25 protein-coding genes are annotated in these 25,995 nt (G+C 73.9%); 11 read left to right on the top strand and 14 right to left on the bottom strand.

The features are described from left to right. Nucleotides 1-3 precede the first annotated feature (3 nt). On the bottom strand, nt 4-876 hold the full coding sequence (locus tag C2865_RS37855) for a universal stress protein (protein ID WP_106403598.1): 873 nt from the start codon (nt 874-876) through the stop codon (nt 4-6). Between the two features lie 132 nt (nt 877-1,008). Here C2865_RS37855 and C2865_RS37850 point away from each other — a divergent pair, with 132 nt between their 5' ends. Next, nucleotides 1,009-2,472, top strand: a complete 1,464-nt coding sequence (locus C2865_RS37850) for a bifunctional aminoglycoside phosphotransferase/ATP-binding protein (RefSeq protein WP_106403597.1) — start codon at nt 1,009-1,011, stop codon at nt 2,470-2,472. A 13-nt stretch (nt 2,473-2,485) separates the two neighbouring features. Here the strand turns inward: C2865_RS37850 and C2865_RS37845 are convergent, their stop codons facing one another. Genes C2865_RS37845 through C2865_RS37830 form a run of 4 tightly spaced genes read right to left on the bottom strand, consistent with a single transcriptional unit; the run spans nt 2,486 to nt 5,319 of the window. Further along, nucleotides 2,486-3,316, bottom strand: coding sequence for a universal stress protein (locus tag C2865_RS37845; RefSeq protein ID WP_106403596.1), 831 nt, complete (start codon nt 3,314-3,316; stop codon nt 2,486-2,488). Between the two features lie 13 nt (nt 3,317-3,329). Next, nucleotides 3,330-3,740 carry an OsmC family protein gene (locus C2865_RS37840; RefSeq protein WP_157964091.1) on the bottom strand — a complete coding sequence of 137 codons (411 nt, stop codon included), beginning with the start codon at nt 3,738-3,740 and terminating at the stop codon, nt 3,330-3,332. A gap of 41 nt (nt 3,741-3,781) precedes the next feature. Then, nucleotides 3,782-4,438 carry a hypothetical protein gene (locus tag C2865_RS37835; protein ID WP_157964090.1) on the bottom strand — a complete coding sequence of 219 codons (657 nt, stop codon included), beginning with the start codon at nt 4,436-4,438 and terminating at the stop codon, nt 3,782-3,784. A gap of 23 nt (nt 4,439-4,461) precedes the next feature. Next, nucleotides 4,462-5,319 (bottom strand): universal stress protein, encoded by an 858-nt coding sequence (locus C2865_RS37830; RefSeq protein ID WP_198653879.1) that lies wholly within the window; start codon nt 5,317-5,319, stop codon nt 4,462-4,464. A 281-nt stretch (nt 5,320-5,600) separates the two neighbouring features. On the opposite strand from C2865_RS37830, the gene C2865_RS37825 reads away from it, so the two are divergent. Next, nucleotides 5,601-6,470: an iron-sulfur cluster-binding protein gene (locus tag C2865_RS37825; protein ID WP_157964089.1), complete on the top strand. Its 870-nt coding sequence runs from the start codon at nt 5,601-5,603 to the stop codon at nt 6,468-6,470. Here C2865_RS37825 and C2865_RS37820 read toward each other — a convergent pair. Then, a complete protein-coding gene (locus C2865_RS37820) occupies nt 6,462-6,947 on the bottom strand; it encodes a hypothetical protein (protein ID WP_157964088.1) in 486 nt (161 codons plus the stop codon). The two genes, C2865_RS37825 and C2865_RS37820, sit on opposite strands and share 9 nt — an antisense overlap. Nucleotides 6,948-7,183: 236 nt before the next feature. Here C2865_RS37820 and C2865_RS37815 point away from each other — a divergent pair, with 236 nt between their 5' ends. Beyond that, the gene (locus C2865_RS37815) at nt 7,184-8,428 is read left to right on the top strand and encodes a sulfite oxidase (protein WP_106403632.1); all 1,245 of its coding nucleotides are present in this window, start codon (nt 7,184-7,186) and stop codon (nt 8,426-8,428) included. Between the two features lie 148 nt (nt 8,429-8,576). Continuing rightward, nucleotides 8,577-10,082: an arylsulfatase gene (locus C2865_RS37810; protein WP_106403590.1), complete on the top strand. Its 1,506-nt coding sequence runs from the start codon at nt 8,577-8,579 to the stop codon at nt 10,080-10,082. Here C2865_RS37810 and C2865_RS37805 read toward each other — a convergent pair. Further along, the gene (locus tag C2865_RS37805; RefSeq protein WP_157964087.1) at nt 10,079-11,350 is read right to left on the bottom strand and encodes an acyltransferase family protein; all 1,272 of its coding nucleotides are present in this window, start codon (nt 11,348-11,350) and stop codon (nt 10,079-10,081) included. The two genes, C2865_RS37810 and C2865_RS37805, sit on opposite strands and share 4 nt — an antisense overlap. A gap of 150 nt (nt 11,351-11,500) precedes the next feature. Beyond that, on the bottom strand, nt 11,501-12,190 hold the full coding sequence (locus C2865_RS37800) for a hypothetical protein (RefSeq protein WP_106403588.1): 690 nt from the start codon (nt 12,188-12,190) through the stop codon (nt 11,501-11,503). 87 nt (nt 12,191-12,277) lie between these two features. Between C2865_RS37800 and C2865_RS37795 the strand changes: the two genes are divergently transcribed. The 3 genes from C2865_RS37795 to C2865_RS37785 all read left to right on the top strand — a co-directional run bounded on the left by C2865_RS37795 (nt 12,278) and on the right by C2865_RS37785 (nt 15,685). Further along, complete coding sequence (locus tag C2865_RS37795; protein WP_106403587.1) at nt 12,278-12,910, top strand: isochorismatase family protein; 633 nt, start codon at nt 12,278-12,280, stop codon at nt 12,908-12,910. Nucleotides 12,911-12,997: 87 nt separating this feature from the next. Beyond that, nucleotides 12,998-14,473, top strand: coding sequence for a class I adenylate-forming enzyme family protein (locus C2865_RS37790; protein ID WP_106403586.1), 1,476 nt, complete (start codon nt 12,998-13,000; stop codon nt 14,471-14,473). A 6-nt stretch (nt 14,474-14,479) separates the two neighbouring features. Continuing rightward, the gene (locus C2865_RS37785; RefSeq protein ID WP_106403585.1) at nt 14,480-15,685 is read left to right on the top strand and encodes a DUF4437 domain-containing protein; all 1,206 of its coding nucleotides are present in this window, start codon (nt 14,480-14,482) and stop codon (nt 15,683-15,685) included. Nucleotides 15,686-15,755: 70 nt separating this feature from the next. Here C2865_RS37785 and C2865_RS37780 read toward each other — a convergent pair whose 3' ends face one another. From C2865_RS37780 to C2865_RS37755, 6 genes are all read right to left on the bottom strand, one after another. Beyond that, nucleotides 15,756-16,388: a neocarzinostatin apoprotein domain-containing protein gene (locus C2865_RS37780; protein ID WP_106403584.1), complete on the bottom strand. Its 633-nt coding sequence runs from the start codon at nt 16,386-16,388 to the stop codon at nt 15,756-15,758. Next, on the bottom strand, nt 16,385-16,990 hold the full coding sequence (locus C2865_RS37775; RefSeq protein WP_106403583.1) for a neocarzinostatin apoprotein domain-containing protein: 606 nt from the start codon (nt 16,988-16,990) through the stop codon (nt 16,385-16,387). The genes C2865_RS37780 and C2865_RS37775 overlap by 4 nt, the downstream gene beginning before the upstream one ends. After that, on the bottom strand, nt 16,987-18,651 hold the full coding sequence (locus C2865_RS37770) for a P-loop NTPase family protein (RefSeq protein ID WP_106403582.1): 1,665 nt from the start codon (nt 18,649-18,651) through the stop codon (nt 16,987-16,989). Before C2865_RS37770 ends, C2865_RS37775 begins: the two co-directional genes overlap by 4 nt. Further along, complete coding sequence (locus C2865_RS37765) at nt 18,638-19,699, bottom strand: hypothetical protein (protein ID WP_106403581.1); 1,062 nt, start codon at nt 19,697-19,699, stop codon at nt 18,638-18,640. Before C2865_RS37765 ends, C2865_RS37770 begins: the two co-directional genes overlap by 14 nt. After that, on the bottom strand, nt 19,696-20,706 hold the full coding sequence (locus tag C2865_RS37760; protein ID WP_106403580.1) for a DUF916 domain-containing protein: 1,011 nt from the start codon (nt 20,704-20,706) through the stop codon (nt 19,696-19,698). Before C2865_RS37760 ends, C2865_RS37765 begins: the two co-directional genes overlap by 4 nt. Before the next feature lie 81 nt (nt 20,707-20,787). Further along, nucleotides 20,788-22,107, bottom strand: a complete 1,320-nt coding sequence (locus C2865_RS37755) for a WxL domain-containing protein (RefSeq protein ID WP_157964086.1) — start codon at nt 22,105-22,107, stop codon at nt 20,788-20,790. Nucleotides 22,108-22,277: 170 nt separating this feature from the next. Between C2865_RS37755 and C2865_RS37750 the strand changes: the two genes are divergently transcribed. The 4 genes from C2865_RS37750 (at nt 22,278) to C2865_RS37735 (ending at nt 25,995) form a co-directional block, all read left to right on the top strand. Continuing rightward, nucleotides 22,278-22,946, top strand: coding sequence for a class E sortase (locus tag C2865_RS37750; protein WP_106403578.1), 669 nt, complete (start codon nt 22,278-22,280; stop codon nt 22,944-22,946). A 129-nt stretch (nt 22,947-23,075) separates the two neighbouring features. Then, on the top strand, nt 23,076-23,876 hold the full coding sequence (locus C2865_RS37745; RefSeq protein WP_232836043.1) for a cyclase family protein: 801 nt from the start codon (nt 23,076-23,078) through the stop codon (nt 23,874-23,876). Next, the gene (locus C2865_RS37740; protein ID WP_232836042.1) at nt 23,869-25,284 is read left to right on the top strand and encodes an MmgE/PrpD family protein; all 1,416 of its coding nucleotides are present in this window, start codon (nt 23,869-23,871) and stop codon (nt 25,282-25,284) included. Before C2865_RS37745 ends, C2865_RS37740 begins: the two co-directional genes overlap by 8 nt. A gap of 3 nt (nt 25,285-25,287) precedes the next feature. Continuing rightward, the gene (locus C2865_RS37735; RefSeq protein ID WP_106403576.1) at nt 25,288-25,995 is read left to right on the top strand and encodes a hypothetical protein; all 708 of its coding nucleotides are present in this window, start codon (nt 25,288-25,290) and stop codon (nt 25,993-25,995) included.

Raw genomic sequence — 25,995 nt, 5'->3', positions numbered from 1 at the left:
CGCTCACCTGGCGATCGCGACCGGGCAGTGGGCGTGGTGCAGCATCGCCTGGCCGACCGAGCCCAGGAGCAGCCCCGCGAAGCCGCCGCGCCCCCGGCTGCCCACCACCAGCAGGTCCGCGCGGGCGGACGCCCCGGACAGGACGCGGACGGTCCCGCCGCGCACCGTGTCCTCGACGACCTCCACGTCGGGGTGGCGGGACCGCCAGCCCGCCAGCGCCTCCGCCAGGACCCGGGACTCCTCGCCGGCGACCAGTTCGGGGTCGTAGACCGGGGGCTGCATCTCGCCCCAGCCCAGGGAGGCGGGGTCGTGCCAGGCGTGGACGGCCCGCAGCCGCGCCGAGCGCAGCCCTGCCTCCTCGAAGGCGAACGCCAGCGCCTTCTGGGCGCTCGGCGTGTCGTCCACCGCCACCACGATCTCGCCGTACGCCGTCTCCTCGGTGCGCCGGACCACCACGACGGGGCAGTTCGCGTACAGCGCGACCTGGTTGGTGGCCGAGCCGAGCAGCAGCCCGCCGAACTCCCCCAGGCCCCGGCCGCCGACCACCAGCATCGGGGCGTCCTCGGCCTCCTTCAGCAGCGCCTGGGCGGGGCTGCCGGGGACCAGTTCGCTCTCCGTCCGCACCCGCGGCTCCCGCGCCGCGGCACGGGCGGCGGCCTGCCTGAGCACCTCCTGGCCGTTGTCGCGCAGTTCGCGGCGCATCCGGTCGGCGTTGGGCTCGGACAGCGGCTCCAGCAGCCAGGGCGGGAGCACGGAGACGATCCGCAGGCGGAGCCCGCGGCGGACCGCCTCCTGCGCCGCCCACTCGACGGCGGCGTAGCCGGGTCCGGAGCCGTCGGCCCCGACGATGACGGGTCTCTCCGCGCGCTCGTTCATCCTTCGAGCGTAGGAGCGGAGATCTTGGCGCGGAAAGGACCAAGGTCCCGCGGGCTGGTGCTGGACGGCCCTCTCCCGACATTCCCGTCACAGGATGGACTGGACCCCGGGTGACACACGCGTGGGGGTCTCATGTCCTACAGCCGTCCCGCCATGGTGGCCGAGACGCACATAGCCACCGTCTTCTTCTCCGGCGACCGCGCCTACAAGCTGAAGAAGCCGGTGCGCAACGGTTTCCTCGACTTCACCACCCGGGAGGCGCGGGAGCGCGCCTGCCGCCGCGAGGTGGAGCTCAACCGCCGCTTCTCCCCCGACGTGTACCTGGGTGTCTACGACGTGCGGGACGAGCGGGGCGTGGTCTGCGACCACCTGGTGGCGATGCGCCGCATGGACCCCGAGCGCAGGCTCTCGGCGCTCGTGCGCATGGGCGAGCCGGTCGGAGATCCGCTGCGTGAGGTCGCACGGCGGCTGGCGGCCTGGCACGCGGGCGCGCCGCGCGGCCCGGAGATCTCCCGGGAGGGCGGCCGGGACGCGCTGCGCCGCCGCTGGACCGACAACCTCGCCGAGACCGCCGCCTACGGGCTGCCGGAGGCCGCCGAGATCGAGCGGCTGGTGCTGCGGTTCCTGGACGGCCGGGGCCCGCTGTTCGCCCGCCGGGTCGCCGACGACCGGATCGTGGACGGCCACGGCGACCTCATCGCCGACGACGTCTTCTGCCTGCCCGACGGGCCGCGCATCCTGGACTGCCTGGAGTTCGACGACCGGCTCCGGTACGTCGACGGGCTGGACGACGCCGCGTTCCTGGCCATGGACCTGGAGCGGCTGCGCGCCCCCGCCCTGGCCCGCGCCTTCCTCGACCGGTACTCCGAGTTCGGCGGCGACCCCGCGCCCGCCTCGCTGCGCCACCATTACATCGCCTACCGCGCGTTCGTGCGGGCCAAGGTCTCCTGCTTGTCGGAGCGCCCCGCGGTGGCGCGGGAGTACGCCGAGCTGGCGCTGCGGCACCTGCGGGCGGGTTCGGTGGCGCTGGTCCTGGTCGGGGGGCTGCCGGGCACCGGCAAGTCGACCCTGGCGGGCGCCCTGGGCGACCGGCTCGGCTGGAGCGTCCTGAGCAGCGACCGCACCCGCAAGGAACTGGCCGGTCTGGCCGCCGAGCAGCCGGCCCGCGCCCCCTACGGGCAGGGCATCTACGGCCCGCGGGCCACCAAGGAGACCTACGCCGAACTGCTGAGACGGGCGGAGAAGCTGCTCGGCATGGGCGAGCCCGTCGTCCTCGACGCCTCCTGGAGCGACGAGGTGTTCCGGGAGGAGGCCGCGACGGTGGCCAGGCGGGCCCGCGCGGACCTCGTGGCCCTGGAGTGCCGGACGCCCGCCTTGGTCTCCTCCGCCCGGCTGCGCGACCGCCGGGGCGGCCCGTCCGACGCCGACACCGCCGTCGCCGAGGCGATGGCGGCCGAGGCCGCGCCGTGGCCGGGGGCCGTCGCCGTGGACACCGACCAGCCCGTCGAGGTCTGCGTGGACGAGGCGCTGCGGGCCGTCAGGCCGCACGGTTACGGCCATCACTGGCCGCTGCGCCCCCAGATGGCTCCGGACTGACCGGAGGGAGCGGTCAGCTCCGCCGCCAGGGGTGCACCACCACCAGGGTGCGGGGCGTCAGGTCCAGCAACGCGCTGCTGACCGCGCCGAGCCGCAGCGTGGCGGGCGTGTCGTCCCGCCGGTCGCCGAGGACCAGCAGCGCCGCCTCCTCCGCCGCCGCGCGCAGCGCCTCCCGCGGCTCCTCGTGCAGCAGGCGGGTCCGCATCCGCACCTGCGGGTACTTGGTGGCCCAGGGCGCCACCTGCCGCTGCAGGAGGACACCGGCCTCCCGCGCGGCCTCCTCGTGGCGGGCCGGATCGGACGGAGGCGGCGCGGCGTGCACGGCTACCAGTTCCCGGTCGCGCAGCGCGGCCTCCTCGAAGGCGAACGCCAGGGCCGCGTCGGCGGCGTGCGAGCCGTCCACCCCCACCGCCACCGGACCGTCCGCCCCGGGCTCGCGGACGATCACCACCGGGCACGAGGCGTGCCCGGCCACCTGGGTGGCGGTGGATCCGGTGGGCAGCTCGGGGAACCCCTCGCCGCCGCGCGCCCCCAGCACCACCATGGCCGCCCGGCCCGCCTCGTGCAGCAGCGCGGACGCGGCGGGCCCCCGGTGCAGCACCGAGCGGACCTTGACCCGGGGGGCGAGGCCCTCGGCCTCGAAGACCCCCTTGTACAGCAGGTTCTCGGCGAACCTGCGGACGGTCTCCACCGAGGGCAGGTGCACCGGATCCATCGCGTACGGCCAGTGCCAGGCGTGGCAGACCGCCAGCGGCAGGCCCCGCAGGGAGCTCTCGCGCACCGCCCAGCGCAGTGCCTGCTCGGAGGCGGGCGAACCGTCGTAGCCGACGAGGACCTCGGACATGGCTGCTCTCCCTTCAGGCCGCCCGCGTCTGGTCGTCCAGCTGGACCCGCAGTTCCGGCGGCACCATCAGGGACTGGGTGACCGGGCAGTCCCGGATCGCCGTGATCATGGCGTCGGTGTCCTCCTCCCGCAGCCGGGCGGGCGGGCGCACGGTGAGCGTCAGCCGGGAGATGCGCTGCGGGGAGCCCCCGCCCAGCAGGTACCGGGCGCCCATCTCCAGCCCGTTGTAGGGCAGGCCCTCCTTCTTGAGGTGGTGGCAGGCGAAGTGCGCGGCGCAGGCGGCCATCGCGGCGACGAACAGCTCCACCGGGGTCGGCCCGCTCTCCTCCCCCGACCGCGTCGGCTGGTCCACCTGCACGAGGTAGTCCCGTACGAAGATCGCGAACGCGTCCTGGTCGCGATGGATGACCCTGATCTCTTCCACCGGCTCCACCCCCTGGTTCCCCTCCTCCCAGGATCAGTCCTCTAGACCCGGGAGGCAGAGGCCGAAGGGCGGGCATCGGCGGGACCTTCGTCCACCCGCGCGCCCGCCTCCGCCTCCGCCCGTTCGGCGAGGTCGTGCAGCTGCTGGAACTGGCGGAACGACCGCAGGAAGCGCCCGGGGCGGTCGGCGAGGAGGCCGGCGAGCCGCACCAGGGCCCGCGGCCTGCCCTCGCTGCGGGTCCGGACGACCAGCCGGGTGCGCCCTCCGGGGAGCGGCCGCAGGTGGTAGCCCCGCACGGAGGTGGAGTAGACCGGCGGGAGCGGCCCCTCGGGGACCGTCATCCGGCCCTGGGGCAGCCGCAGGTCGGAGCTGAGGACCAGCGTGCGCGGAGCGTCGACGATCTCCACCGTGAGATGGGGGTCGCCGCCGGGCGGCATGGACACCCGCTCCCCCGCCTTGAGGTCCTCGCGCGCCAGCCACGGCCACACCCGCTCCGGCGCGGCCCGCAGGGTGACCCCCATGGTGCTCACCGTCCCGCCGGGGATCATCTCGTCCCCCGGCAGCCGCGCCGACGCCTCCGCCCGGGTCGCCCCGTAGCGGTCCAGCCTGGGCAGCAGCAGCCTCCCGTAGCCGTAGAGGGCCAGGGCGGCCAGCCCCGCGGGCGGCACGAGCCACCTCGTCCCGCGTCTCCCCTTCATGCTCCTTCTCCCTTCTGCCGCGTTCACTCCTCCGGCGGGTGGACCACGGTGACCGAGCAGAGCGCATGGCGGACGGCCGCGTCGCTCACCGAGCCCAGGAGCATGCTCCGGATGCCGCCGACGCCCCGGGAGCCGACGACCAGGAGGACCGCCCCCTCGGACGCGTTGATCAGCTCGGTGACCGGGTCGCCCTCCAGGAAGACCTTCTCGGCCCGCACCTGGGGGTACTTCGCCCGCCAGGAGTCCACGGACCGCTCGAACCGCTCCCGGGACAGCTCGCGCAGGACCCCGTCGTCGACGAACGGGGTGTCGCGCACGCCCGCGTTCTCCGGGCACACGCACAGGACGGTCAGCCCCGTCCGGCGCAGGTGCGCCTCCTCGAACGCCGCGCCCAGCGCGTGGTCGGCGGCGGGCGATCCGTCGACGCCGGCCACGATCCGCCCGGGCCGGCTCCCCTGCCCGAAGGTCGGGCGCACGACCGTCACGGCGCCGGAAGCGTGCGCGGTCACCTGGGCGCTCACCGATCCGAGGAGCGCCTTGCGCACGGTGCCGGCGCCCTCGCTGCCCACCACGGTCAGCCCGGCCTCCCTCGCGTGCTCGATCAGCGCGTAGGCGGGCGATCCGCTCTCCACCAGCCTGCGGACCTCCAGCCCCGGGTGGGCGCCCGAGACGCGTTCCGCGGCGGTCCTGGTGATGCTCTCGGCCGCGTCGCTCAACGTGGTCACCGGCATCACGACGAACCCCGGGTAGACGATCTGCCAGACGTGGCAGACCGTCAGCGGGAGCCCGCGGAGGACTGCCTCCTCCGCGGCCCAGTCCAGGGCGAGGTCGCCGCCCTCGGAGCCGTCGTAGCCGACGAGCACTCCATGGCGCCGGGTCATCGTGTTCTCCTTCGTCTCGATGGGCATCCCCGGATCGGGGGACGCGGTACCGGGTGCGCGGGTAAGCACTCGGTGTGCCCCGCCCCCCGAGTGGATCATGCCGTGCCGGGCGGGGCGGCCGGGCAGAGGCGCACGTCCCCGGCCGGGAGGACCTTCGCCACCGGCGGGACTGCTCCGGGAAAGGGACTTTCGCCCCTACCTGTCCGGGGGGCCGCGCCCGCAGCCTGGTGCGGGTGTCCGGATCGCCGGGCACGGGCGGGACGAGACGCGAGGGGGGCCGTGTGCCGGGCAGGGAGCGGTATCGGGTCTGGAGCACGGCGCCGCGCCCCTACCGGATCGTGGACCGGTACGCCGAGCTCCCGGGCGAGATGACGCTGGTCCTGGTGCCCGACGCGCCCGATGGACAGGAGCGCGAACGGGCCGGGCAGGCTCCCCCGGCGTCCGCCTGCGCGGCGCCGGGCCGGTTCTGGGTGCTGCACACCCGGGCGGGCATGCGCATCCCCGCGGCCGACGTGGGCGGCAGGCCGCTGCTGTCCGACGGGCGGTCCGGGGAGAGTTCGCTGGTGGAGCTCAGGGCCCTGCGGGTGCCGTGCGGGCCGGGCGCCTGCCGGATCGGCGACCGGGTGGGGCTGTCGGGCCCGCGCGGCAACGGCTGGGACCTCGGCCCCGCGGCGGGCGGCGAGCTGCTGGTCCTCGGCTGGGAGCCGGGTCTGGCCCTGCTCCGGCCGGTGGTGGAGCGGGTGCTGGCCGACTCGGCGCGCTACCGGAGCCTGCGGGTGTGGGCGGCGGGGGCCGTCTGGACGGCCGCGCCCGAGGGTTCCGGCGGGCGGCCCGCCCCGTCGGGGAGGGTCGTCCCGGTGGTGGACGGCCCTGCGGCGGACGGCCCGGAGTCCCCGGGCGGTCTGTCCTTCGACCCGGACGCGGCGGTGGCGCTGCTGGCCGGGCCGCTGCGGCCGGCGCTGGCCACCGCGCGGAGGCTGCACGAGCAGGGGGTGGCCGCCGAGCGGATCCAGGTGGCCGCGCACGAACTCGTCCAGTGCGGCAGCGGCCGGTGCGGGCGCTGCCTGCTGGAGACGCCGGACGGACCCGTGCGGGTCTGCCGAGAGGGGCCGGTCCTGAACTACGGGCAGCTGGCCGGATCCTCACGGTGAGCGCGGGCGCCGCCGGGACGCCTCCGCGCGCGGGACGCGGCCGTTCCTCTCGTTCTGGAGGGCGAGCACCGCGATCAGCAGGAAGCCCAGGGCGCTGTAGAAGACGACCATCAGGATCCCCTGGACGCGGGAGTCCTCCGGCAGGCCCGTCCACGGCTCCCCGCTGAAGAAGTAGATGAACGCGGCCAGGACCGTGCCGACGGCGCAGCCCCACAGGGCCGTCCTCTGCCGGGCCCGCCAGAGCACCGGACGGCCCGCCGAGCGCATGCCCCGCACGCCCGACCAGATCAGCAGCATCCCGCCCAGCAGTCCCGCCGACACCACCAGCGGGAAGACGACCAGCGCGGTGGCGGAGCCGAAGTCCTGGCCCGGCGGTGGCGGCGGGCTCTCCGCCACCAGTTGCGGGGTGACGACGAGGGCGTGCCCGCAGAGCACCACGACCAGTGCCCCGGCTCCCAGCACCAGGGCACTCACCATCCTCCGCACCGGGGTCACCGGGAGGGGCGCCCCGCGCCCGCGGGCGGAGTACCGTGCCCCGGCGAGAACCGGCCTCGCATGTTCCCCCTCGATCCAATAACGGAAAGTGACATACAGTATCCCCCACGTGACCGTAACTCCAGACCGCAGGGTGCCCGGAGGGGGCGAGTACTCCTCCGCGGAATAACCAACCAACCTGGTTGACTTAGCATGGAATTCGGGTGACCATCGGTCCCATGGATCACGACCTCACCGACGAGAGCGTCTACGACGCCGTCCGCGCGCGCCAGTGGTCGCGGATGTCGCGCCGCGGCCTGCTGCGCGGCTCGGCCGCGCTGGGCGCCGGGCTGGCCTTCGCCGGCGCCGCGCCCTCCCCCGCGCGGGCCGCGGGTCCCATCGTCAAACCGCTGCCCCCCGAGTGGTTCGTCTCCCACGGGACCAACGCCGAACTGCGCTGGGAGTCGGTGCGCACCCGGGAGTTCCTCACCCCCGCCGAGCGCTTCTTCGTCCGCAACCACACCGCCACCCCCGAGATCGATCCGGACGCCTACCGGCTGCGGCTGTGGGGCGACGGGCTGCGCGGCGCGCCCGGACCCGGCCAGGCCGTCGAGTTCGGATACGGCGACCTGCGCTCCCTGCCGGCCGAGACCGTCACCGCCGCCATCGAGTGCACCGGCAACGCCCGGGGGTTCTTCACCACCCAGCAGGGGCAGGCCGTCAGCGGCACCCCGTGGAGGCTCGGGGCGATCGGCGTCGGGCGGTGGCGGGGCGTGCCGCTGGCGACCGTCCTGCGGCACGCGGGCCTCACCCCCGAGGCGGTGGACGTCCTGCCGTCGGGGCTGGACGCCGAGTACGTCGACAAGGGCGTCGTCCAGGGCCGGGTGCGCCGCCCCCTGCCGGTCTCCAAGGCGCTGGAGGACGTCCTGCTCGCCTACGAGCTGAACGGCCGGCCGCTGCCCCCCGACCACGGGTTCCCCGTGCGCGTGGTGGTGCCGGGCTGGGCGGGGATCGCCTCCATCAAGTGGGTCGGCGACATCCAGGTCGCCGCCGAACCGCTGTTCTCCCCCTGGAACACCCGGTACTACCGGCTGTTCGGCGCGGGCCACCCGCCCGAGGGCAGCGAGCCCGTCACGCGCCAGAACGTCAAGAGCGCCTTCGAGCTGGCCTGGGACGCCGAGATCCCCGCGCGCCGGAGGGTGGTGCTCACCGGGCGCTCCTGGTCGGGCGGCGGGCGGATCCGGCGCGTCGAGGTCAGCGTCGACGAAGGCGCGTCCTGGCGTCCGGCCGTGCTGGAACGCGCCCGCGCGCGGTACGCCTGGCAGCGGTGGCGGTATGTCTGGGAACGTCCGGCGAAGGGCTCCCACGTGCTCCTCGCCCGCGCCGTGGACGAGACCGGCGCCGTCCAGCCCGACACCGAGCCGCACAACACCCTCGGCTACCTGTTCGGCGCGGTCGTCCGGCATCCGGTGACGGTCGTCTGACAGGGCACGGAAAGGGACCCCGGGTGTGAAGCGGGATGAAGCGGGAATGGCGAGAGGAGGACACCGGCGCGAACCGGACGCCGAATGATCAGGGGTGCTCTAAGCTGGCTGACGCCATCCCCCCGCTTGACCGCCCGGAGCCCGACCGATGATCCCGACCTCGCCGAACAGACGCCGCTTCCTGCTGGGAATGGGCGGTCTGGCGGCCGGCGCGGTGGGGGTCGCGGCCTGGCCGGTCTCCCAGGCGCCGGGATCCTCCGACACGCCCCGCAAGCAGAACGTCCGGGCCGCGGGCCGGCGCCCGAACTTCATCGTCGTGCTCGCCGACGACCTCGGCTACGGCCAGCTGGGCTGCTACGGGCAGCAGAAGATCCGCACCCCCCATCTCGACCGGATGGCCGCCGACGGGCTGCGCTTCACCCACGCCTACGCCGCCGCGCCGGTCTGCGCGCCCGCCCGCGCCTCGATGTTCACCGGGCTGCACAGCGGCCACTCGCCGGTCCGCCGCAACCCGCCGCAGGGCCAGGACCTGCCGCTGCAGGGCGTGCCGACCTTCGCCACGATGCTGCGCGAGAGCGGCTACCGCACAGGCCTGTTCGGCAAGTGGGGCTTCGGGCCCGACCAGCCGGGCCCCGACCACCCCAACGCCTACGGGTTCGAGGAGTTCTTCGGCTACCTCACCCACCGCTCGGCGCACTACTACTACCCGCGCGCGCTGTGGCACAACGACGAGTCCGTGTCGGTGCCGGGCAACCAGGGCGAGAGCGGCATGCTGTTCGGGCCCGACCTCATCATGCGGCGGGCGCTGGACTTCCTGCGCGAACCGAGCCGCGAGCCGTTCCTGCTCACGCTCACCCCGCCGCTGCCGCACGCGCCCTCGGCCGCGCCCCGGCTCGGCGAGTACTCGGGTCTGGGCTGGGACCCCGAGGACGCCGCGCACGCCGCGCAGATCACCCTGCTCGACAGGTACGTGGGCACGCTCCTGGAGGAACTGCACACCCAGGGGCTGGCCGACGACACCGTCGTCATCTTCACCAGCGACAACGGCCCCCACCAGGAGCGCGGCGTCCACCCGGACTTCTTCCAGGCCGCGGGGCCCTTCCGCGGGCTCAAGCGCAACCTCTACGAGGGCGGCATCAGGGTCCCGTTCATCGCCTGGTCGCCCCGCCTGTTCCGGCGCACCTCCGGCACGACGGTCGAGCACCCGACGGCGCACTACGACCTGCTCGCCACCCTCGCCGACTTCGCGGACGTCCAGCCGCCCCCCGGCACCGACGGGCTGTCCCTGCGCCCGGTCCTCACCGGCGACGGCGCGGCGGCGGTGCACCCGTACCTGTACTGGCTGCGCCTGCACGTCGGCAGCACCCCCCTGCACCGCGCCGAGGAGGAGGGCCTGGGCAGGAACGTCTCCGCCGCCGTCCGGTTCGGCCGCTGGAAGCTCATCGGCTGGGGCCCCGGCCCCGACTACAGCGTGCCGGGGGCCGACTGGACGTACGAGCTCTACGACCTCTTCGACGACCCGTGGGAGAGCGAGGACATCGCCTCCCGCCACCCCGCCATGGTCCAGGAGGGCATCTCCTACATGCGCGAGTCCTGGACGCCGCAGGCGCAGGACCTCCGCCCCGGCCCGGGCGGCCCCGGCCTCCCCGCCTAGCCCGCCCGGCCCCTGGCGGCCTGCCTGCGGACGAGGTCGCGGCCGAGCCGCTGGAAGGGCGCCTCGACGCAGCGGTACGACGCCCAGCTCACCGCGACGAGCACCAGGGTGAAGACGGCCAGGCCGCCCCAGCGCTGGGGGCCCGCCTCGCCGAGCAGCGCCTCGGCCGCCATGAGCAGCACCGGGTGCACGAGGTAGAGCGAGAAGCTGATGGTGCCGAGGCCGGTCAGCGCCCGCGGGACGCGGCGGTGGCGCAGGCGGCGCCCCGCCCAGAAGCTCAGGGCCGCCAGCACCAGCGAACCCGTCCAGATCAGCCGCAGCCCGGCGGCCTCGGAGCCGCTCAGCCACTGCCCCGCGTTGAGCAGCCCCGACGCGACGGTGCAGCCGAACACCAGCGCCGCGGCCCACGCGGCCGTCCGCCGGGAGATCTGGCCCTGTTCGACGCGGTAGATCGCGGTGCCCAGGAACATGACGGCGAAGATGGACAGGGTCTCCCAGGCTCCGGGCCGCCCGTTGACCAGCAGGAGCACCAGGCCCAGCGCCCCTCCGGCCACCGCGCCCCAGCGGGCGAGGGCGGGGCGGCCGGAGACCGACGCGGCGAGCGCCGCGACGAGGACGGCCGCGACGGCCGCGACGACGGGGCCGGTGCCGAAGGACTCCGACAGCAGGGCCCGGGGCAGCAGGCCGCCGAGCAGCACCGCGGCCACCGCGAAGCCCAGCGCGATCTCCGCCGAGCGCCGGTGCGCCCCGGTCACGAACAGCGCGACGACCAGCAGGTAGAAGACCATCTCGTAGGAGAGCGTCCACAGCACGTTGAGCAGGTTCGGCACGGCGACCAGGTCCTGCAGCATCGTCAGGTGCGCCACGGTGCCCAGCAGCGGGTCCATGCCCTCGACCTCGGCGCGCGGCTCCCACCAGCCGAGGGCGAGCGGGACCAGCAGCAGCGCGCAGACCGTCAGCAGCAGCGGGTAGATGCGCAGGAGGCGCCCGATCCAGAAGCCGCGCACGCTCCCCCGCCGTTCCAGCGAGGCGGGCACGATGTAGCCGCTGATGAGGAAGAACAGCAGGACCCCGTACTTGCCGGGATCGATCCAACGCGACATCTGCGTCCAGGCGGCCGGGGTGTAGTAGTACATCGCGTGCTGCAGCGCCACCATCAGCGCGGCGATCCCGCGGAGGAGGTCGAGCCAGCCCAGGCGGGCCGGTTCTCGGGGGACGGCGGACCCGGAAGGCGCGTCCGAGGGCGGGCGCATCGTCACCTGAGACATCTGGACAGCGTATGCGCCGCCGACCATGGCACGAGGCGCGAACCATGATGAGAAGCCCGCTTCGTCCCATCAGGAACACCGGAGCGCCCCGGCCCCGCGGGAAACCGCAGGTAGGGGCGCTCCGGGAGCGGGCGGCCGATTTTGGACAGATCAGAGAACGGCCTGCCCCAGCATCAGCCGCCTGAGGTACGGCGGCGCGATGAACGTGCAGTAGTGCTGGCCGCGGAAGCTCGCGGGAAGCGCGTTCCACGTCCACGGGACGGACAGCGACCGCGACGGCAGGTGGAGCCTGCCGCGCCGGTCCTCGTACGCCGCGGGGAACTCCCACAGCCAGTCCCAGCCGGTGAAGGCCGGCACGTCGCGGTCGACGACGACCTTCGAGGCCGGGTAGGCCAGCGAGGCGCGTTCCGCCTCGGTGAAGGAGGCGTCGACCTCCTGGAGCGTGGTCTCGTTGACCACCTTGCACTGCTGTTCGGGCCCTGCCGCGTCCTGCCCGTAGACCAGTTGCAGGTGGTCGGACCGCTTGGTCTTGCACCGGACCTGCCGGGGCAGCGTCCCCGCCTCGTCCTCGTAGGTGGTGTAGGAGCCGGTGACGAGGGGCTTCTCCGTCGGTTTGGACTTCTCGAAAGAGGTCTTGTCGGGATATTCGACGTTGCTCAGTTCGCCTCCCGCCGCCTGGAAGGCGGCTTGGTCGATCCCGGCGGTCTGGTGCTGCGCGCGCAGGCACAGGTCACCGGCCGGCGCGGCCGCCGCGGAGGCGGAGGAGGCGCCGGAGAGGACGGCGAGGCAGGTGCCCGCCGTCCCCAGGGCGAGGATTCCCCGCCCGATGGTGTGTCGCATGGACCAACTCCCCAAGTGAGGGAAACGACGTTTCGCTTGAAGATACAGATCCCTATGCTGAACCGGAACGCACAGAGGGGATGCGCAATGAATTTGGAACAAGACTACGAAAAAGCAGGATTCGGAGGGCGGCTGCCGTTCGGGCGGCGGCCCGCCGTCCTGGTCGTGGACATGGTGCGGGCCTACCTGGAGAAGGACTCCCCGCTGTACGCCGGCGTCGAGGACGCGGTCGCCGCCGGGGCCGCGCTGGTGGCCGCCGGACGCGCCGCCGGGGCGCCCGTCGTCTTCACCAGGGTCGAGTACCTGCCCGGCGGCGCCGACGGCGGGCTGTTCTACCGCAAGGTGCCGGCGCTGGCCGCCTTCCAGCGCGGCAACCCCCACGGGGGCTTCGTGCCGGAGCTGACGCCGCGCGAGGGCGACGTGGTGGTGGTCAAGCAGTACGCCAGCGCGTTCTTCGGCACCAGCCTGGCCGCCACCCTCACCGCGATGTCCGTCGACACCCTGCTGATCTGCGGCCTGTCCACCAGCGGCTGCGTGCGCGCCACCGGGGTGGACGCCCTGCAGCACGGGTTCGTCCCCTACGTGGTCGCCGACGCCTGCGGCGACCGCGACCCCCGCCCGCACGAGGCCGCCCTGTTCGACCTGCGCCACAAGTACGCCGAGGTCGTCTGCCTGGAGGAGGCCGCGCAGCTGCTGGCCGCCCCGCCCCGCACGCCTTGACGCGACGCCCTCCGGACACCATGCTATTGCCGATAATGAAACATCGTTTCCTTTAGGGAAACGGATGCGGCAATCCTGGAGGCTCGGTTGCAGCTTTCGATAGCGGGCGGGATCAGGGAGTTCGCGGTCGGCAGCCCCGGCGCGGTGGCCGTCGTCGACGGGCCGCGCCGGCTCACCTTCGCCGAGGTGCACGAGCGGTCCAGCAGACTGGCGGACGGGCTGCTGGCGGCGGGCCTGCGACCCGGAGCCCGGGTCGGCGTCCTGCTGGGCAACCGGCTCGAGTGGCCGGAGGTCGCCGCCGGGCTGGCCAAGGCCGGGCTGGTGCTGGTCCCGCTGGGCACCCGCTCCACCGCGGCCGAGAACGCCTACGTCCTGGAGCACTCCGAGTGCGCCGCCCTCATCGCCGACCGGGCGCTGCTCGGCGGCGTCCCCGCCCCTCCCCCGGTCGTGGTGGAGGTGGACGGCGGGTACGAGGAGTTCCTCGCCGCGGCCTCCCCCGTCGACCCGCGCGTCCCGGTCGCCGAGACCGACCCGTTCACCATCGTCTACACCTCCGGCACCACCGGCCGCCCCAAAGGCGTCCTGATCAGCCACCGCTCGCGCGCGCTCACCTTCTACTGCGCGGCGCTGGAATGGAACCTCGGCCCCGGACGCGTCAGCATCGCGGTCGCGCCGATGTACCACGGGGCGGGGTTCGCCTTCGGCTACGCCCCGGTCTTCACCGGCGGCACCGTGGTGATGCTGCGCGCGTTCGACCCCGAGGCGCTGCTGTCGCTCGTCGCCGAGACCCGGGCGCAGAGCGTCTTCCTGGTGCCCACCCACGCCCATCAGCTGCGCGCCTCCGGGTTGATGGGACGGTACGACGCCTCCAGCCTCGACACGCTGTTCTTCAACGCCGCCGCGCTGCCCGTCACGCTCAAGGAATGGGTGATGTCGGCCTTCCCCGGAGCGGGCGTGCACGAGCTCTACGGCTCGACCGAGGGCGGCATCGTCACCGACTGCCGGCCCGCCGACGCGCTGCGCAAACCGGGTTCGGTCGGCCCCCCGTGGTTCCTCACCGAGGTGAAGGTCGTCGACGACGACGGCGCGGAGGTGCCGCGCGGCGAGCGCGGCGAGCTGTGCTCGCGCTCCCCCTTCCTGATGAACGGCTACCTGAAGAACCCCGAGGCCACCGCCGAGGCCCTCACCGAGGACGGCTTCTACCGCTCCGGCGACATCGCCGTGCAGGACGCCGACGGGTTCCTCACCATCGTGGACCGCAAGAAGGACATGATCATCTCGGGCGGGGTGAACGTGGCGCCCCGCGAGGTGGAGGAGGTCCTCTGCTCCTTCCCCGGCGTGGCGGAGGCGGCCGTCGTGGGCCTGCCGGACGAGCGCTGGGGCGAGCGGGTCACCGCCTTCGTCGTCCCCCTGCCCGGCGGCTCCCCCGATCCGGACGCCCTGGTGGAGCACTGCCGGACGGTCCTGGCGGGCCCCAAGGTGCCCCGCCGGATCGAGTTCCTGACCACCCTGCCGCGCAACGCGGCAGGCAAGATCCTCAAGCGCGAACTGCGGAAGGACTGAGACACCATGCGGCCGCACGTCGAACTGATCCAGGAGAACGACTACGTCTGGCACGGCGCCGAGCTCGTCGGCGGCGAGGGCCGCGCCAGCGAGCGCCGGCTCTCGGTGGACGAGGAGGACGGCTCCTCGTCCCTGCGGATCGACTTCCACACCCGCTGGGGACGCGGACCGGGCGTCCACCACGCCGACACCGAGTTCTACGTCCTCGGCGGCTCCATGACGTACGGGGGCAGGGAGTACGGCAAGGGCGCCTACCTCTACGTTCCCAAGGGCGTTCCCGCCGAGTCGCTGGTGTTCTCCGAGGGCAGCAAGGTGCTGCACTACCGCGAGTACGGCGACGCGGGCTTCGACCCCGGCGCCTCCCGCCGGGACGACGCCCGGGAAGAGGTCATCGTCCTGGACACCGAGGCGATGAAGTGGGACGCGGTGCCCAACCCCGGCCCCATGCCCGGCCTGTTCATCAAATACCTGCACGTCGACCCGGCCACCGGCTTCTACACCCGGCTGGTACACGCCCAGGAGGGGTGGACCGACCACCGCCTGGCCCACCACCCCTGCTACGAAGAGGCCTACACCACCCAGGGCCACATGGAGTACAACTTCGGCACCCTCGACCTCGGCACCTACTTCTTCCGCCCCGCACGGGTCAAGCACGGCCACTTCACCACCCAGGAGGGCGGCGCGACCTGGCTGCTGCGCTCCGACGGCGAGCTGATGAACTGGTACACCCAGAACGAGTGGCTGCGCTGGGGCGGCGAGGCCGTCAACTACGGGCCGGAAGGCGGCCGGATGCGCTGGTCGCAGTCCTCCCACGACCTGGGTCCCGCCGGGCGCTCCGACCGCGACCACGAGGAACTGGTGGCGTCCGTGGCCTACCAGCACTCCCAGGGCGAGATGGACGCCCCGTTCGTCCCGCACGGGACGGGCACCGACAAGAGCCTCATCGCGATCGCCAAGGCGCTGGACGCCGCCACCCTGCAGGGCGGCCACGGACACGACCACGCGCACGACCACGACCACGAGGTGCCCGCCGCCGACTGGGGAGCGGACCCGGCGTCCCTGGAGCACGCCAACGAACGCACCGACCGGCTCAACCACAACTGGGGAGCGGGCCGCCAGTGGAAGCAGGGCGACCCGATCCCCGCCCCGATCCTGTCCACCCTCCCGGTGCGCAGCCGCTCGACCGGCCGCTGGAGCGGCGAGGGCATGTGAGGCTCCGCTGACGTGCGCCCACGGTGAAGGCCCCGGTCCTTGCGGACCGGGGCCTTCCTCTCGTGCGGGGTCAGTTCGTGCGGCGGCGGCGCGGCACCAGGAACAGCGCGGCCGCACCGGTGAGCACCAGGGCCGAGGCCGCCAGGGCGAAGGTGGGCACGCCGTCGGGGCTGCCGGTCTGCGGCAGGGCGTTGTCGGTGTCGTCGTTGTTGGAGCCGGGGGTTCCGGAGTCGTTCGAGTCGTCGTTCGCGTCGTTCGAGTCGTCGTTCGAGTCCGTCGAGGAGCCGCCGAACGTCAGTGACGCCGTGGCGATGACGTCACCGGGGTTGGTGAGGCTGGTGACGCCGATGATGCAGGCGCCGGCCGCGGAGGTGCAGTCGACCCCTCCGATGGTCTTCACCAGCTTGATGGCGGTGCCCTTGGAGGACTTCCACGTGCCGCTCGCGTCGGCGTTGCCCGACAGCGCGCTGCTCAGCTCGCAGTCGGTGGGGCCGGCGACCTTCTTCTTGCACTGGGCGACGTACACCTGGGCCAGGTTGGCCTTCAGGCCGGTGAGCGAGGTGACGTTGACCGTGTCGCCGACCGCGAGACCGCTGGTCTTGCTCAGCGAGAGCTTGGCCGCCGCGGCCGAGGCCGAGGCCGCGGACGGCGCGCAGACGAGCACCGCCGCCGCGCCCAGCGCGGCGGCCTGAGTGAACTTCATGTGATCCTCCTGAGGGACTGTCGCCGGGCGGCGAGGAAGGTGACGAGGACGAGCAGCCCCGCCGTGGCGAACCACAGGGGGGCCGAGGGGCCGCCCACGCCGTCGGGGTCGGCGTCCGCCGCGGCCGGAGCCGCGGACTCGGTCGGCTCGGGCTCGAAGGTCGCGCCCTCGAAACCGAGCCGGGTGGTCACGGAGTTGGCTTTCTGCACGGAGTCGGGCACCGCCCCGGGAAGCGGGCCCGCGCCCACCACGCACTGCTGGGCGAGGCAGTCGTACTCCAGGAACTTCGTGGAGACGGTCAGCGTCAGCGTGGGCAGCTTGCCCTGCCCGTCGGCGGCGACGAAGGCGGCGCCGCTGTCCTGGATGTCGCAGTGCTTCAGGCCGTTGGTGTACCCCTCGATGCACAACCCGACCGCGATCCCCTGCAGGCCCGGCTTGAAGCCGGTCCCGGTGACCGTGATCTCGTCGCCTTCGGCGATGCCCTCGGTCTTGCTGATCTCCAGGGCGGGTCCGCCCTCGGCGAGGGCGGGTGCGGGCGCCAGCGCCGGCGCGGCTGCGAATGCCGACGCGGCGGCGAGCGCCAGGAGCGCGGTTCTTCTCATGGGCGTCCTCGGTCCAGGCTCGCGGTCAGTTCTTCTTCGGTGGGATGCGGGAGCTCGTCGGCCGGCCGGCCGTGGCGCAGCAGGTGGGCGTGGGCGCCCAGGGCCGTGGTCAGCGGCACCGGCGGCTCGGCCAGGACGACCACCGCGCCGCCGGCGGCCAGCCCGTCGAGCACCGGGGCCAGGCCGGGATCGCAGCCTCGGGCGTCGACCAGCACGATCCGGGGGCGCAGCAGCAGCGCCTCGGCCAGGCCCAGCAGCAGCGCGCCGGTCTCGTCGAGGTCGGCGGCCGGCTCTCCGCGGCGCTCCGCCAGCGCGGGGAAGACCTCCAGCACCGCGCGGACCCGCCAGGGATCGCTCACCGTCAGGTCGGCCAGGCGTTCGGCGACCGTCCTGCGGTCGTCCCCCGGCACGGCCGGGACCCGGTGGCTCACCCTGAGCTCGGTACGCCGCGCCGCGGTCGCCTTGGTGAAGTCGACGCCCCGCGACAGGAACCTGCCTCCGTCGGCCCTGGCCTCGCCCGACAGCAGGCGGAGCAGGCTCTGCGAACCCGGCCCGTAGAACGCCATCTTCTCCCCGGCCTCGGCCCGCAGGTCGAGGCGGTCGATGCTCCGCTCGGCGTCGCTCAGCCGCCACAACGCCAGCGGCGGCCCTCCGGCCTCGGCGGCCGGGGTCAGGTACACCGACCACAGGATGAGCAGCGCCATGGGGATCGTGCTGAGCGCCAGGACGGCGCCCGAACCGGCGAACATGCGCAGCAGCGGCTCGGCCCCGTAGGCACCCAGACCTCCCAGTAGCGCGGCGGTCGCGGTCAGCGCCGCGCCCCGGCCCCCGGCGAGCCGGTCCAGCCGGGACAGCGCGGCCATCGCCGCGCCGAACACCACGGCGGCGCCGGCGGAGACCCCGGCCGCCCACGGGGCGGTGGCCACCAGCAGCAGGCCGCCCGCGGCCACGACCAGCAGCAGCTGGACCTCCCCCGCCAGCCTGCCGAGGAGGAACGCCAGCACGCATCCGCCGGCGACCGCGGCGAGCAGGTGGTACATCCGGTCGGCCCCGAACAGCTCGAACCGGAACAGCAGCAGCCGGGCGGCGGGCAGGATCACCGCGCCCAGCGCCCAGCCGACCGCCGCGTAGTCGGGCAGCATCCAGCGCACCTCGCGGAAGGCGCGGCGCGAGTCGGGGACGGGCCCGGGAAAGGCTCCCGCGAACGCCGCGAAGACGCCCGCGACCGCCAGGCCCAGCCTCGGCTCGTCCTGCCACACCGCGGCGACGGCCACCGCCCCCGCCGCGCCCGCCACACCCGCGTAGCCCATGCCGCGGCCGGCGCCGCCCCGGGTCATCGCGAGCAGGGTCGGGATGCACAGGCCGACCACCATGGCCAGGGAGGCGAACACCGGTACGGTCGGCAGCGCGGCCATCACCAGCAGGCTCAGGCCGGGCAGCAGGCACAGCAGGCGGCGGACCACCGGGTGGCCCTCGCCGCGCAGCACCCAGGGCGAGACGCCGATGCCGACCAGCACGCCCATGGCGACCATGTAGCCGACCACCTGGCCGGGGAAGCTGAGCAGGGTGCCCAGCCCGTCGCCCAGCAGGACCAGCGAGCCCAGCGCGAGCGGCGCGACCGCCGCGGAACCGACGATGTGGACGCGTTCACCGTGACGCATCGGGCCCTCCATCGGACAGGAAGCGGTCGAGGGCCTGGGAGTCCAGGAGGGGCGGCCCGTTCAGGTAGGCCACCAGCGAGGGCCGGTCGATGACCAGGGTCTCGCCGTCCTCCCGGCGGGCGTTGCCCTCCAGGTAGGCCAGCAGCGCGGTCTGGTCGAGCCGGCGCGGGGCCGCCTTCGGCGCGGCCGGGAAGGGGACGTCCACGGCGGCCCCGCGCGATCGGGTGCGCCTGCGGCGCAGGGCGGCGCGCACTCCGGCGAGCACCGCCAGGAGGGCGACGAGGTTCACCGCGAACAGCAGGTACGGGTAGGTCGTGAACTTGAGCTGGAACTCGGTCTGGCCGGCGAACCTGCCGCCGACCACGAACGTGCCGTAGGAGGCGGGCGGCAGCTCCACCGGCACCCGGTAGACCGCGGTCGCGCCGGGTTCGATGGTGCCGGTCGGCGGCGCGGTCAGCGGGGAGTCGGCCGTGGCGTCCGCGCCCCAGCCGACGACCAGCGGCGCGTCCGTCACCGGGTCGGGCCCGTTGTTGCGGACGGTCAGCACCAGCGTCCGCCGGGTCCGCCAGCCGAACAGCTCGCTGACGCCGCCGCTGCCGCGCAGTTCGGCGTCGACCACGTCGATGCGCGCCGGGTTCTCCTGCCTGACGACCTCGGCGGTCTCGTGGCCCAGCACGGTGAACGGGACGTTCACCGTCATCCGCTCCGCGCCCGAGGGCGTCGTGATGTGGACGACGCAGGGGCACGGCACGGGCGGGGCGGACACGGTGAGGCCGGCGGTCACGATCCCGTCGGGGCCGACGGGCGCGGCGACCGCGTTGATCTGGTCGCAGTCGACGGACCCGTTGACGGCGTTGCGGCCGCAGACCGAGACCTGCACCGAGACGCCGGCGGGCCAGCCGGCGCCGCGCACCTGGACGACCGTGCCGGGCGCGCCCTCGGCGGGGGAGGCGCTCGCGCCGGGGTCGGCCGCGGCGGGCGCGGGCCACAGGAACAGGGACACCAGCACGAGGGCGGCCAGAGCGCGCGGGCTACGCGTGCCGGTCATGCTTTTCTCCGGGCGGTGAGATGGCGGTGCGTCCGCAGGGCGACGGCGGCCGCGATGACGAGGGCGAGCAGGGCGACGAGCGTCTGCCAGGGCAGGGAGGTGTAGCCGGTGCGGGCGACCGACTGCAGGCCGGCCCGGGTCTTGAGCTCGACGGTGACCTTCACCGCGTCGGCGGGCGGGGCTCCGGGCCATTCCAGCTCGACCTCCACCTCCTCGCCGGGCAGCAGTTCGGGCATCGCCCGTTCGGGGAAGTCGCGCAGGACCCGGCCGAACAGGCCGGTGGCGCGGATCTGCGCCGTGGGCGCGAGCCGGACGTTGCCGACGTTGGCGATCCGATACCTGATCACGGTGCCGACGGGGCCGCCCCAGGGCAGCCGCGGTTCGGTGTTCTCCACCCGCAGGCCCTCGACCTTGGCCCCGGGCACGAGGGGCCCTTCGAGCCGCAGGTAGATCCGGGCGCCGACGGCGCGGCGCAGGCCGAGCGTGGTCCCCCCGGCCTTCTTGACCGCCTCCACCTCTTTACCGGCGACCACGACGCCGCCGATGTGGTCGCCGGGCGTGGCGTTCTTCGGGACGCTCACGATGAAGGGCACGTCCACGGCGCGGCCCGCCGGAACGGAGACGTCCCGGCTGCCGACCCTGGTCCACAGGCCGATGCCCTTCTGCGGCTCCTTCTCGCCGCGCAGGGCGAAGGCGCCGTCCCGCGCGGTGTTGTAGCCGTCGGCTCCGTACACCTCGAACTCCATCTTCTCGCCGGTGAGGTTCCAGATCCGGACGGTGTCGCGGACGACGTCGCCTGCCCGCCCCTCGAGGGTGAAGTGCAGCCGGGGGGTGAGCGTCTTGCTGTTCGTCGCCGGGCCGACGGCCCACGAGCCGTTGCCGGTCGTCCCGGCGGGCTTCCGCGGGACGTCCTTGCTCGCCGGCGGGGAGGTGCCGTCCGCGCGGACCGGGGAGCCGGGGGCCAGCGCGGTCAGCGCCACGACGAGGGCGGTGATCACTCTGATCATGTGGTCACCTCCTTCACGAGGGGGGTGCCCCGCCGGGCGGGCGCGTTCGCCCGGCGGGGGGTACGGGGATTGCCGGAGGGGTCAGGAGAGGGTGAGGGTCAGGACCGCGTCGTACTCCCCGGAGGCGGTGGCCGCGGGGACGTTCAGGGACAGGGCGGCGCCGGCGTCGTAACTGCCGCCGACGGGCCCCGCGGTGCTGTCGGCGGTGGAGCACAGCAGCGCGCCCGCCTCGCCGAGCGGCCCCGGGGTGCCGGTGACGACGGGTGTCGCGCCGGCCCGCGCGGTGCACTGCGGGGTCCAGGTGAGGTTGCCCGCGGCGATGGACGCGCCGGCCGGGCCCTTGAAGTCGCCGAGGGTGCCGATGAGCGACCAGCCGACGGACGAGCCGCGCGCGTCGCTGACCGTCACCCGCCGGAGCATCCCGGTGGTGGTCTGGGCGGCGCCGTTCAGGGTGACGGGGTCGAGGACGACCTCGCCGGGGTCCTGGGCGAGGGTGAGGGGCCCGCCGGTGACGGTCACCGTGACGTCCTGCTGCCCGCACTGGTCGGGTTCCTTGCCGGCGCAGGGGTCGGGTTCGCCCTGCGTGCCGGGGTCCTCGACGCGGATCGACACGAACTTGGCCGCGTCGCCCTGGCTCGCCTTGATCTTGTAGGTGCCGGCGGCGGTGCCCTCCTTCACCCTGGCGCTGCCGGTGAGCTTCCCGCCCGCCACCGAGGTGGCGACGTCGGTGAGCCCCGCGGCGTCGCAGCCGGAGCCGTCCTCCCGGCACAGCGCCAGCTTCACCTCGCCGCTCCCCCAGCCGGAACCGGACACCTCGACCTCGGCGCCGGGCGTGACGGCGGCGGAGTCGGCCAGCAGGGTGACCGGCGAGCTCTCCCCGCGCACCTTCAGCGACAGCAGCTTGGGCGTCCTGCCCTTGGGCCTGCAGGTGATCGGCACCGAGATGCCGAACGAGGTGCCCGTGATGGTGAGCGCGCCGAGGGTGAAGTCGACGGTGCCTCCCGCCGTCAGCGGGACCCGTGCGGCGAGTTCGCCGATCGGCAGCGGTTTCTTCTTCTGGACGGGGCCCTTTCGCCGGGGGCCCGTGAGGTCGTAGGTTTCCGACTGCGCGCCCGACGCGACGAGCTCGGCGGTCGTCCGCCAGGAGTCGACCTTGAGCGGTGCGACGCCGGGCAGGTCGGAGAAGTCCGCTTCGATCCGGGCGGTGTCCCCGACGCCGCCGGGTGAGGGAGGACCGCTCACCCTGACCTCGGCGGTGTAGGTGAAGCTGCTGGCGAAGATCTGGCAGTCGTAGGTGATGCCGCCCGTTCCCGCCCGCGCCGGCTCCCCCGCGACCGCCGTGGCGGCCACGGCGGTCGCCCCGGCCACAAGGCCCCGGAGGGCGGCCTGTCTCTTCATCACGGGTTGAACTCCGTCTGTTCCGCTGGAGGAAACAAAGTTTCACAACTGCGCTTTAGAGAACCGTCCCAGAAGCGCCCCTGTCAAGACCGCCCGGGACGTGAAACACAAACGTTTCCTTCACCGGTCCTTTGTTTCCCTTTCGCGCGAAACTCGGGATACCGTCCCTGGACATGCGCACCGTGGTACGCCTGCTCGCGGAACTCCTCATCACCGCGGGACTGGTCATCGCCCTCTTCGTGGCCCACCTGACGTGGGGCACCGACGACTACGCCCGCCGCGCCCAGGCCGGCCTCAACGACGAGCTGGACGAGCTCTGGCGCAAGCAGACCACGGTCTCGGCCGCCGTCCGCCCGGGCAGGCCCCAGGTGGTGCCCCGGACGGCCGCCCGTCCCGAGCGGGGCAGGGCCTTCGCGGTCGTGCGCATCCCCCGCTTCGGTCCCGCCTGGCGATACGCCGCGGTCGAGGGGGTGAGCAACGCCGACCTCGCCAAGGGCCCCGGCCACTACCCCGGCACGGCGCTGCCCGGCCAGATCGGCAACACCGTCTTCAGCGGGCACCGCACCACCTACGGCGGCCCGTTCAACCGGCTGGGCGAGCTGGTGTCCGGCGACCAGATCCTCGTCGACACCGCCACGGCCACCCACGTCTACCGGGTGACCGGCCACAAGGTGGTGCTGCCCACGGACGTCTCGGTCATCGCCCCGGTGCCCGGCAGGCCCGGCGCGAGGCCGGAGAAGGCGCGGCTGACGCTGACCACCTGCCACCCGAAGTTCTCCGCCGCCTACCGGCTCATCATCTTCGCCGACCTGGCGCGCAGCGAGCCGCGCGCGACGGCCTGACGGCGCGGGGCCCGTCCACCAGGCGGAACACGGGATCATGCCCGACGCCTTCCGCCCACTGTTCCTCACAGTGTAACGTCGTTTCCATAAACCACGACGGGCTCCGCGCAAGAAAGGCATGATCTGACCTTGCTCTGGAATGACCTGGCCGGGGCGGCGGTCCTCGACCTCGCCCAGCCCATGCGGACCGGCATGCCGCAGTCACCGAACCACCCGCCGTTCCGGATGCTGCTCGAGCGGCGGCACGGCGACATGGTCCGGGCCGACGGAGGCTCCGCCGCCAACGAGATCATCATCACCGGCGGGCACGTCGGCACCCATGTCGACGCCCTGGCGCACGTCTCCCACGAGGGGCTGCTGTACGGCGGGAGGCCCGCGGTCTCCGACCACCGCGGCTTCGCCGAGATGGGCATCGACGACTTCCCCCCCTACGTCGGACGGGGCGTGCTGCTGGACGTCGCCGGAGCGCACGGCGTGCCGGTGCTGCCCGCCGGGTACGAGGTGACCGTCGACGACCTGGAGAAGGCCGCCGACGGCCTCGAGATCCACCCGGGCGACGTGGTGCTCATCGGCACCGGCTGGTCGCGGCACTGGGCGGACGGTGAACGGTTCGTCGGCGCCCGGGACGGCGTGCCGGGACCCGGCGCGGCCGCGGGCCGCTGGCTGGCCGGGCTGGGCGTGCGCGCCGCGGGGGGCGAGACGATCGCCTTCGAGCACCTGGCCCCGGGCAAGGGCCACGCGCTGCTCCCGGTCCACCGCATCCTGCTGGTCGAGGCGGGCATCAACATCATCGAGACGATGCGGCTGCTGCCGCTGCTGGAGTCCGGAGTGCGGGAGTTCCTGCTGGTGCTCAACCCCCTGCCGGTCGTCGGCGCCACCGGCTCCCCCGTCCGCCCGCTCGCGGTCATCCCGGCGGTGGCCGGTGAGTGAGCTCACGCAGGTGCAGGCGCTGGCGGGGTTCGCCGCCCGCTGCCGCGACGAGGGGATCCCCCCGGAGGTCTCCCGCGACGTCCGCGAACGCGTCCTGGACGTCGTGGGCAACTGCCTGGCCGGCCGGGCCGAGGAGACCTCCGCGACCGACCCGGGCAACGCGGTGCTGACCACCGTGCGCGGCTGGGGCGAGGGCGGCGCGGCCGAGGTGCTGGGGACCGGGACGGTCCTGCCCGCGCCGAACGCCGCGCTCGTCAACGGCACCTACGCGCACGCGCTGGACTTCGACGACACCCACCTGCCGTCGGTGCTCCACCCCAGCGCCTCGGTGGTCCCGGCGGCGCTGGCCGTCGCGCAGGAACGCGGTTCCTCCGGAGCCGACCTGCTGGCCGCCGTCGCGGCGGGCGTCGAGATCTGCAACCGGCTCGGCATGGCCTCCTACGACCCGAAGCTGCGCAACTCGGTCTTCTTCGAGAAGGGCCAGCACGCCACCTCCATCTGCGGCACGCTCGGCGCCGCCGCGGCGGCCGCGCTGCTGTACGGGCTGGAGGCCGAGGGCGTCGCCTCGGCGATCGGCATCGCCGCCAGCATGGGTTCGGGCGTCCTGGAGGCCAACCGCACCGGCGGCACCGTCAAACGCGTCCACTGCGGATGGGCCGCGCACGGAGGCGTGGCCGCCGCGGGGTTCGCCGCCGCCGGGGTGACCGGCCCGCCGACCGTGCTGGAGGGCCGGTTCGGCTTCTTCCAGGCCTGGCTCGACGGCGTGTACGACTCCTCCGCGCTGATGGAAGGGCTGGGCGAGCGCTGGGAGACCACCCGCACGGTCTACAAGCCCTACCCCACCAACCACTTCACCCACCCGGCCATCGACTGCGCGCTGGCGCTGCGCGAGCACGGCCTCGACCCCGCCGACATCACCGCGATCGAGGCGGGCTTCCCGGCACCGACGCTGCGCACCGTCGGCGAGCCTCCGGAGGAGAAGGCGCGGCCGCGTTCGGCCTACCACGCCAAGTTCTCCGGACCTTTCACCATCGCCACGGCGCTGCTGGGCGGCGGAGGACTCGGCGTCTACCTGGACGACTTCGCCGACGGCGCCCACGAGGACCCCGAGCGGCTCGCGCTGGCCGCGAAGGTGACGTGCTTCGCCGACGAGAAGGCCAGCGACATCTTCCCCAACGCGTTCGCTGCGGTGCTGCGGGTGACCACCCGCGGCGGCTCCGTCCTGGAGCACCGGGTGGACTCCTCGCGCGGCGGTCCGGGACACCCCCTGCCCGCGGCCGACCTGCGCACCAAGTTCCTCCTCAACGCCGCCCGCGCGATCCCGCAGGACCGGGCGGAGGCCCTGGCACAGGCCGTCGCGGCCCTCGCGGACACACCGCGGGTGGGCCCCCTCACGACGGGAGAATGACCGGTGGGAGCTCATCCCTACGGTTGGTGGATCGTCCTCCACCTCGTACTGTTCGTCTTCTGGCTCGGCGGCGACCTCGGCGTCTACTACTCCAGCCGGTTCGTCATCCGGCCGGACCTCACGCCCGCCGCGCGCAGCACCGCGCTGAGCATCATGAACGGCCTGGACCTCGGCCCGAAGATCTGCCTGGTGCTGTTCCTTCCCAGCGGCGTCACGCTGATGGCGATGGACCCGCACGGCGCGACCCTGGCCGGATACGACGTCTTCAGCTGGCCGCTGGTCGTGCTGACGTGGGTGTTCGCGGTCGGCTGGCTGGCGTCCGCCGTCGTCGACCACCGCACGCACGGCCGCTACCCGTGGGTGCGGCGCGCCGACTGGGCGGTCCGGATCGGCCTCATCGCCGTGCTGTTCGGCTCGGCCGCCTACACGTTCGCCGCGGCCGAGCCGTTCGGCGTCACCACCGACCCCGATTGGCTCGCCGGGAAGATCTTCCTCTACGGCCTGGCCATCGCCTGCGGGCTGGGCATCCGGATCAAGCTGAAGCCGTTCGGGCCGGCCTGGGGCGCGCTGATGGCGCAGGGCAGCGGCCCGGAGACCGAGAGCGCCGTCAAGCGCTCGATCGACGGCTGCGTGCCCTATGTGCTGGGTATCTGGATCAGTGTGCTCGTCACCGCGGTGCTGGGCGTCCTCAAGCCCGGCGCGAACCTCTAG

The sequence above is a fragment of the Actinocorallia populi genome (assembly GCF_002995495.1).
GTDB lineage: Bacteria > Actinomycetota > Actinomycetes > Streptosporangiales > Streptosporangiaceae > Actinocorallia > Actinocorallia populi.
This window is presented reverse-complemented; position numbering and strand designations above follow the sequence as displayed.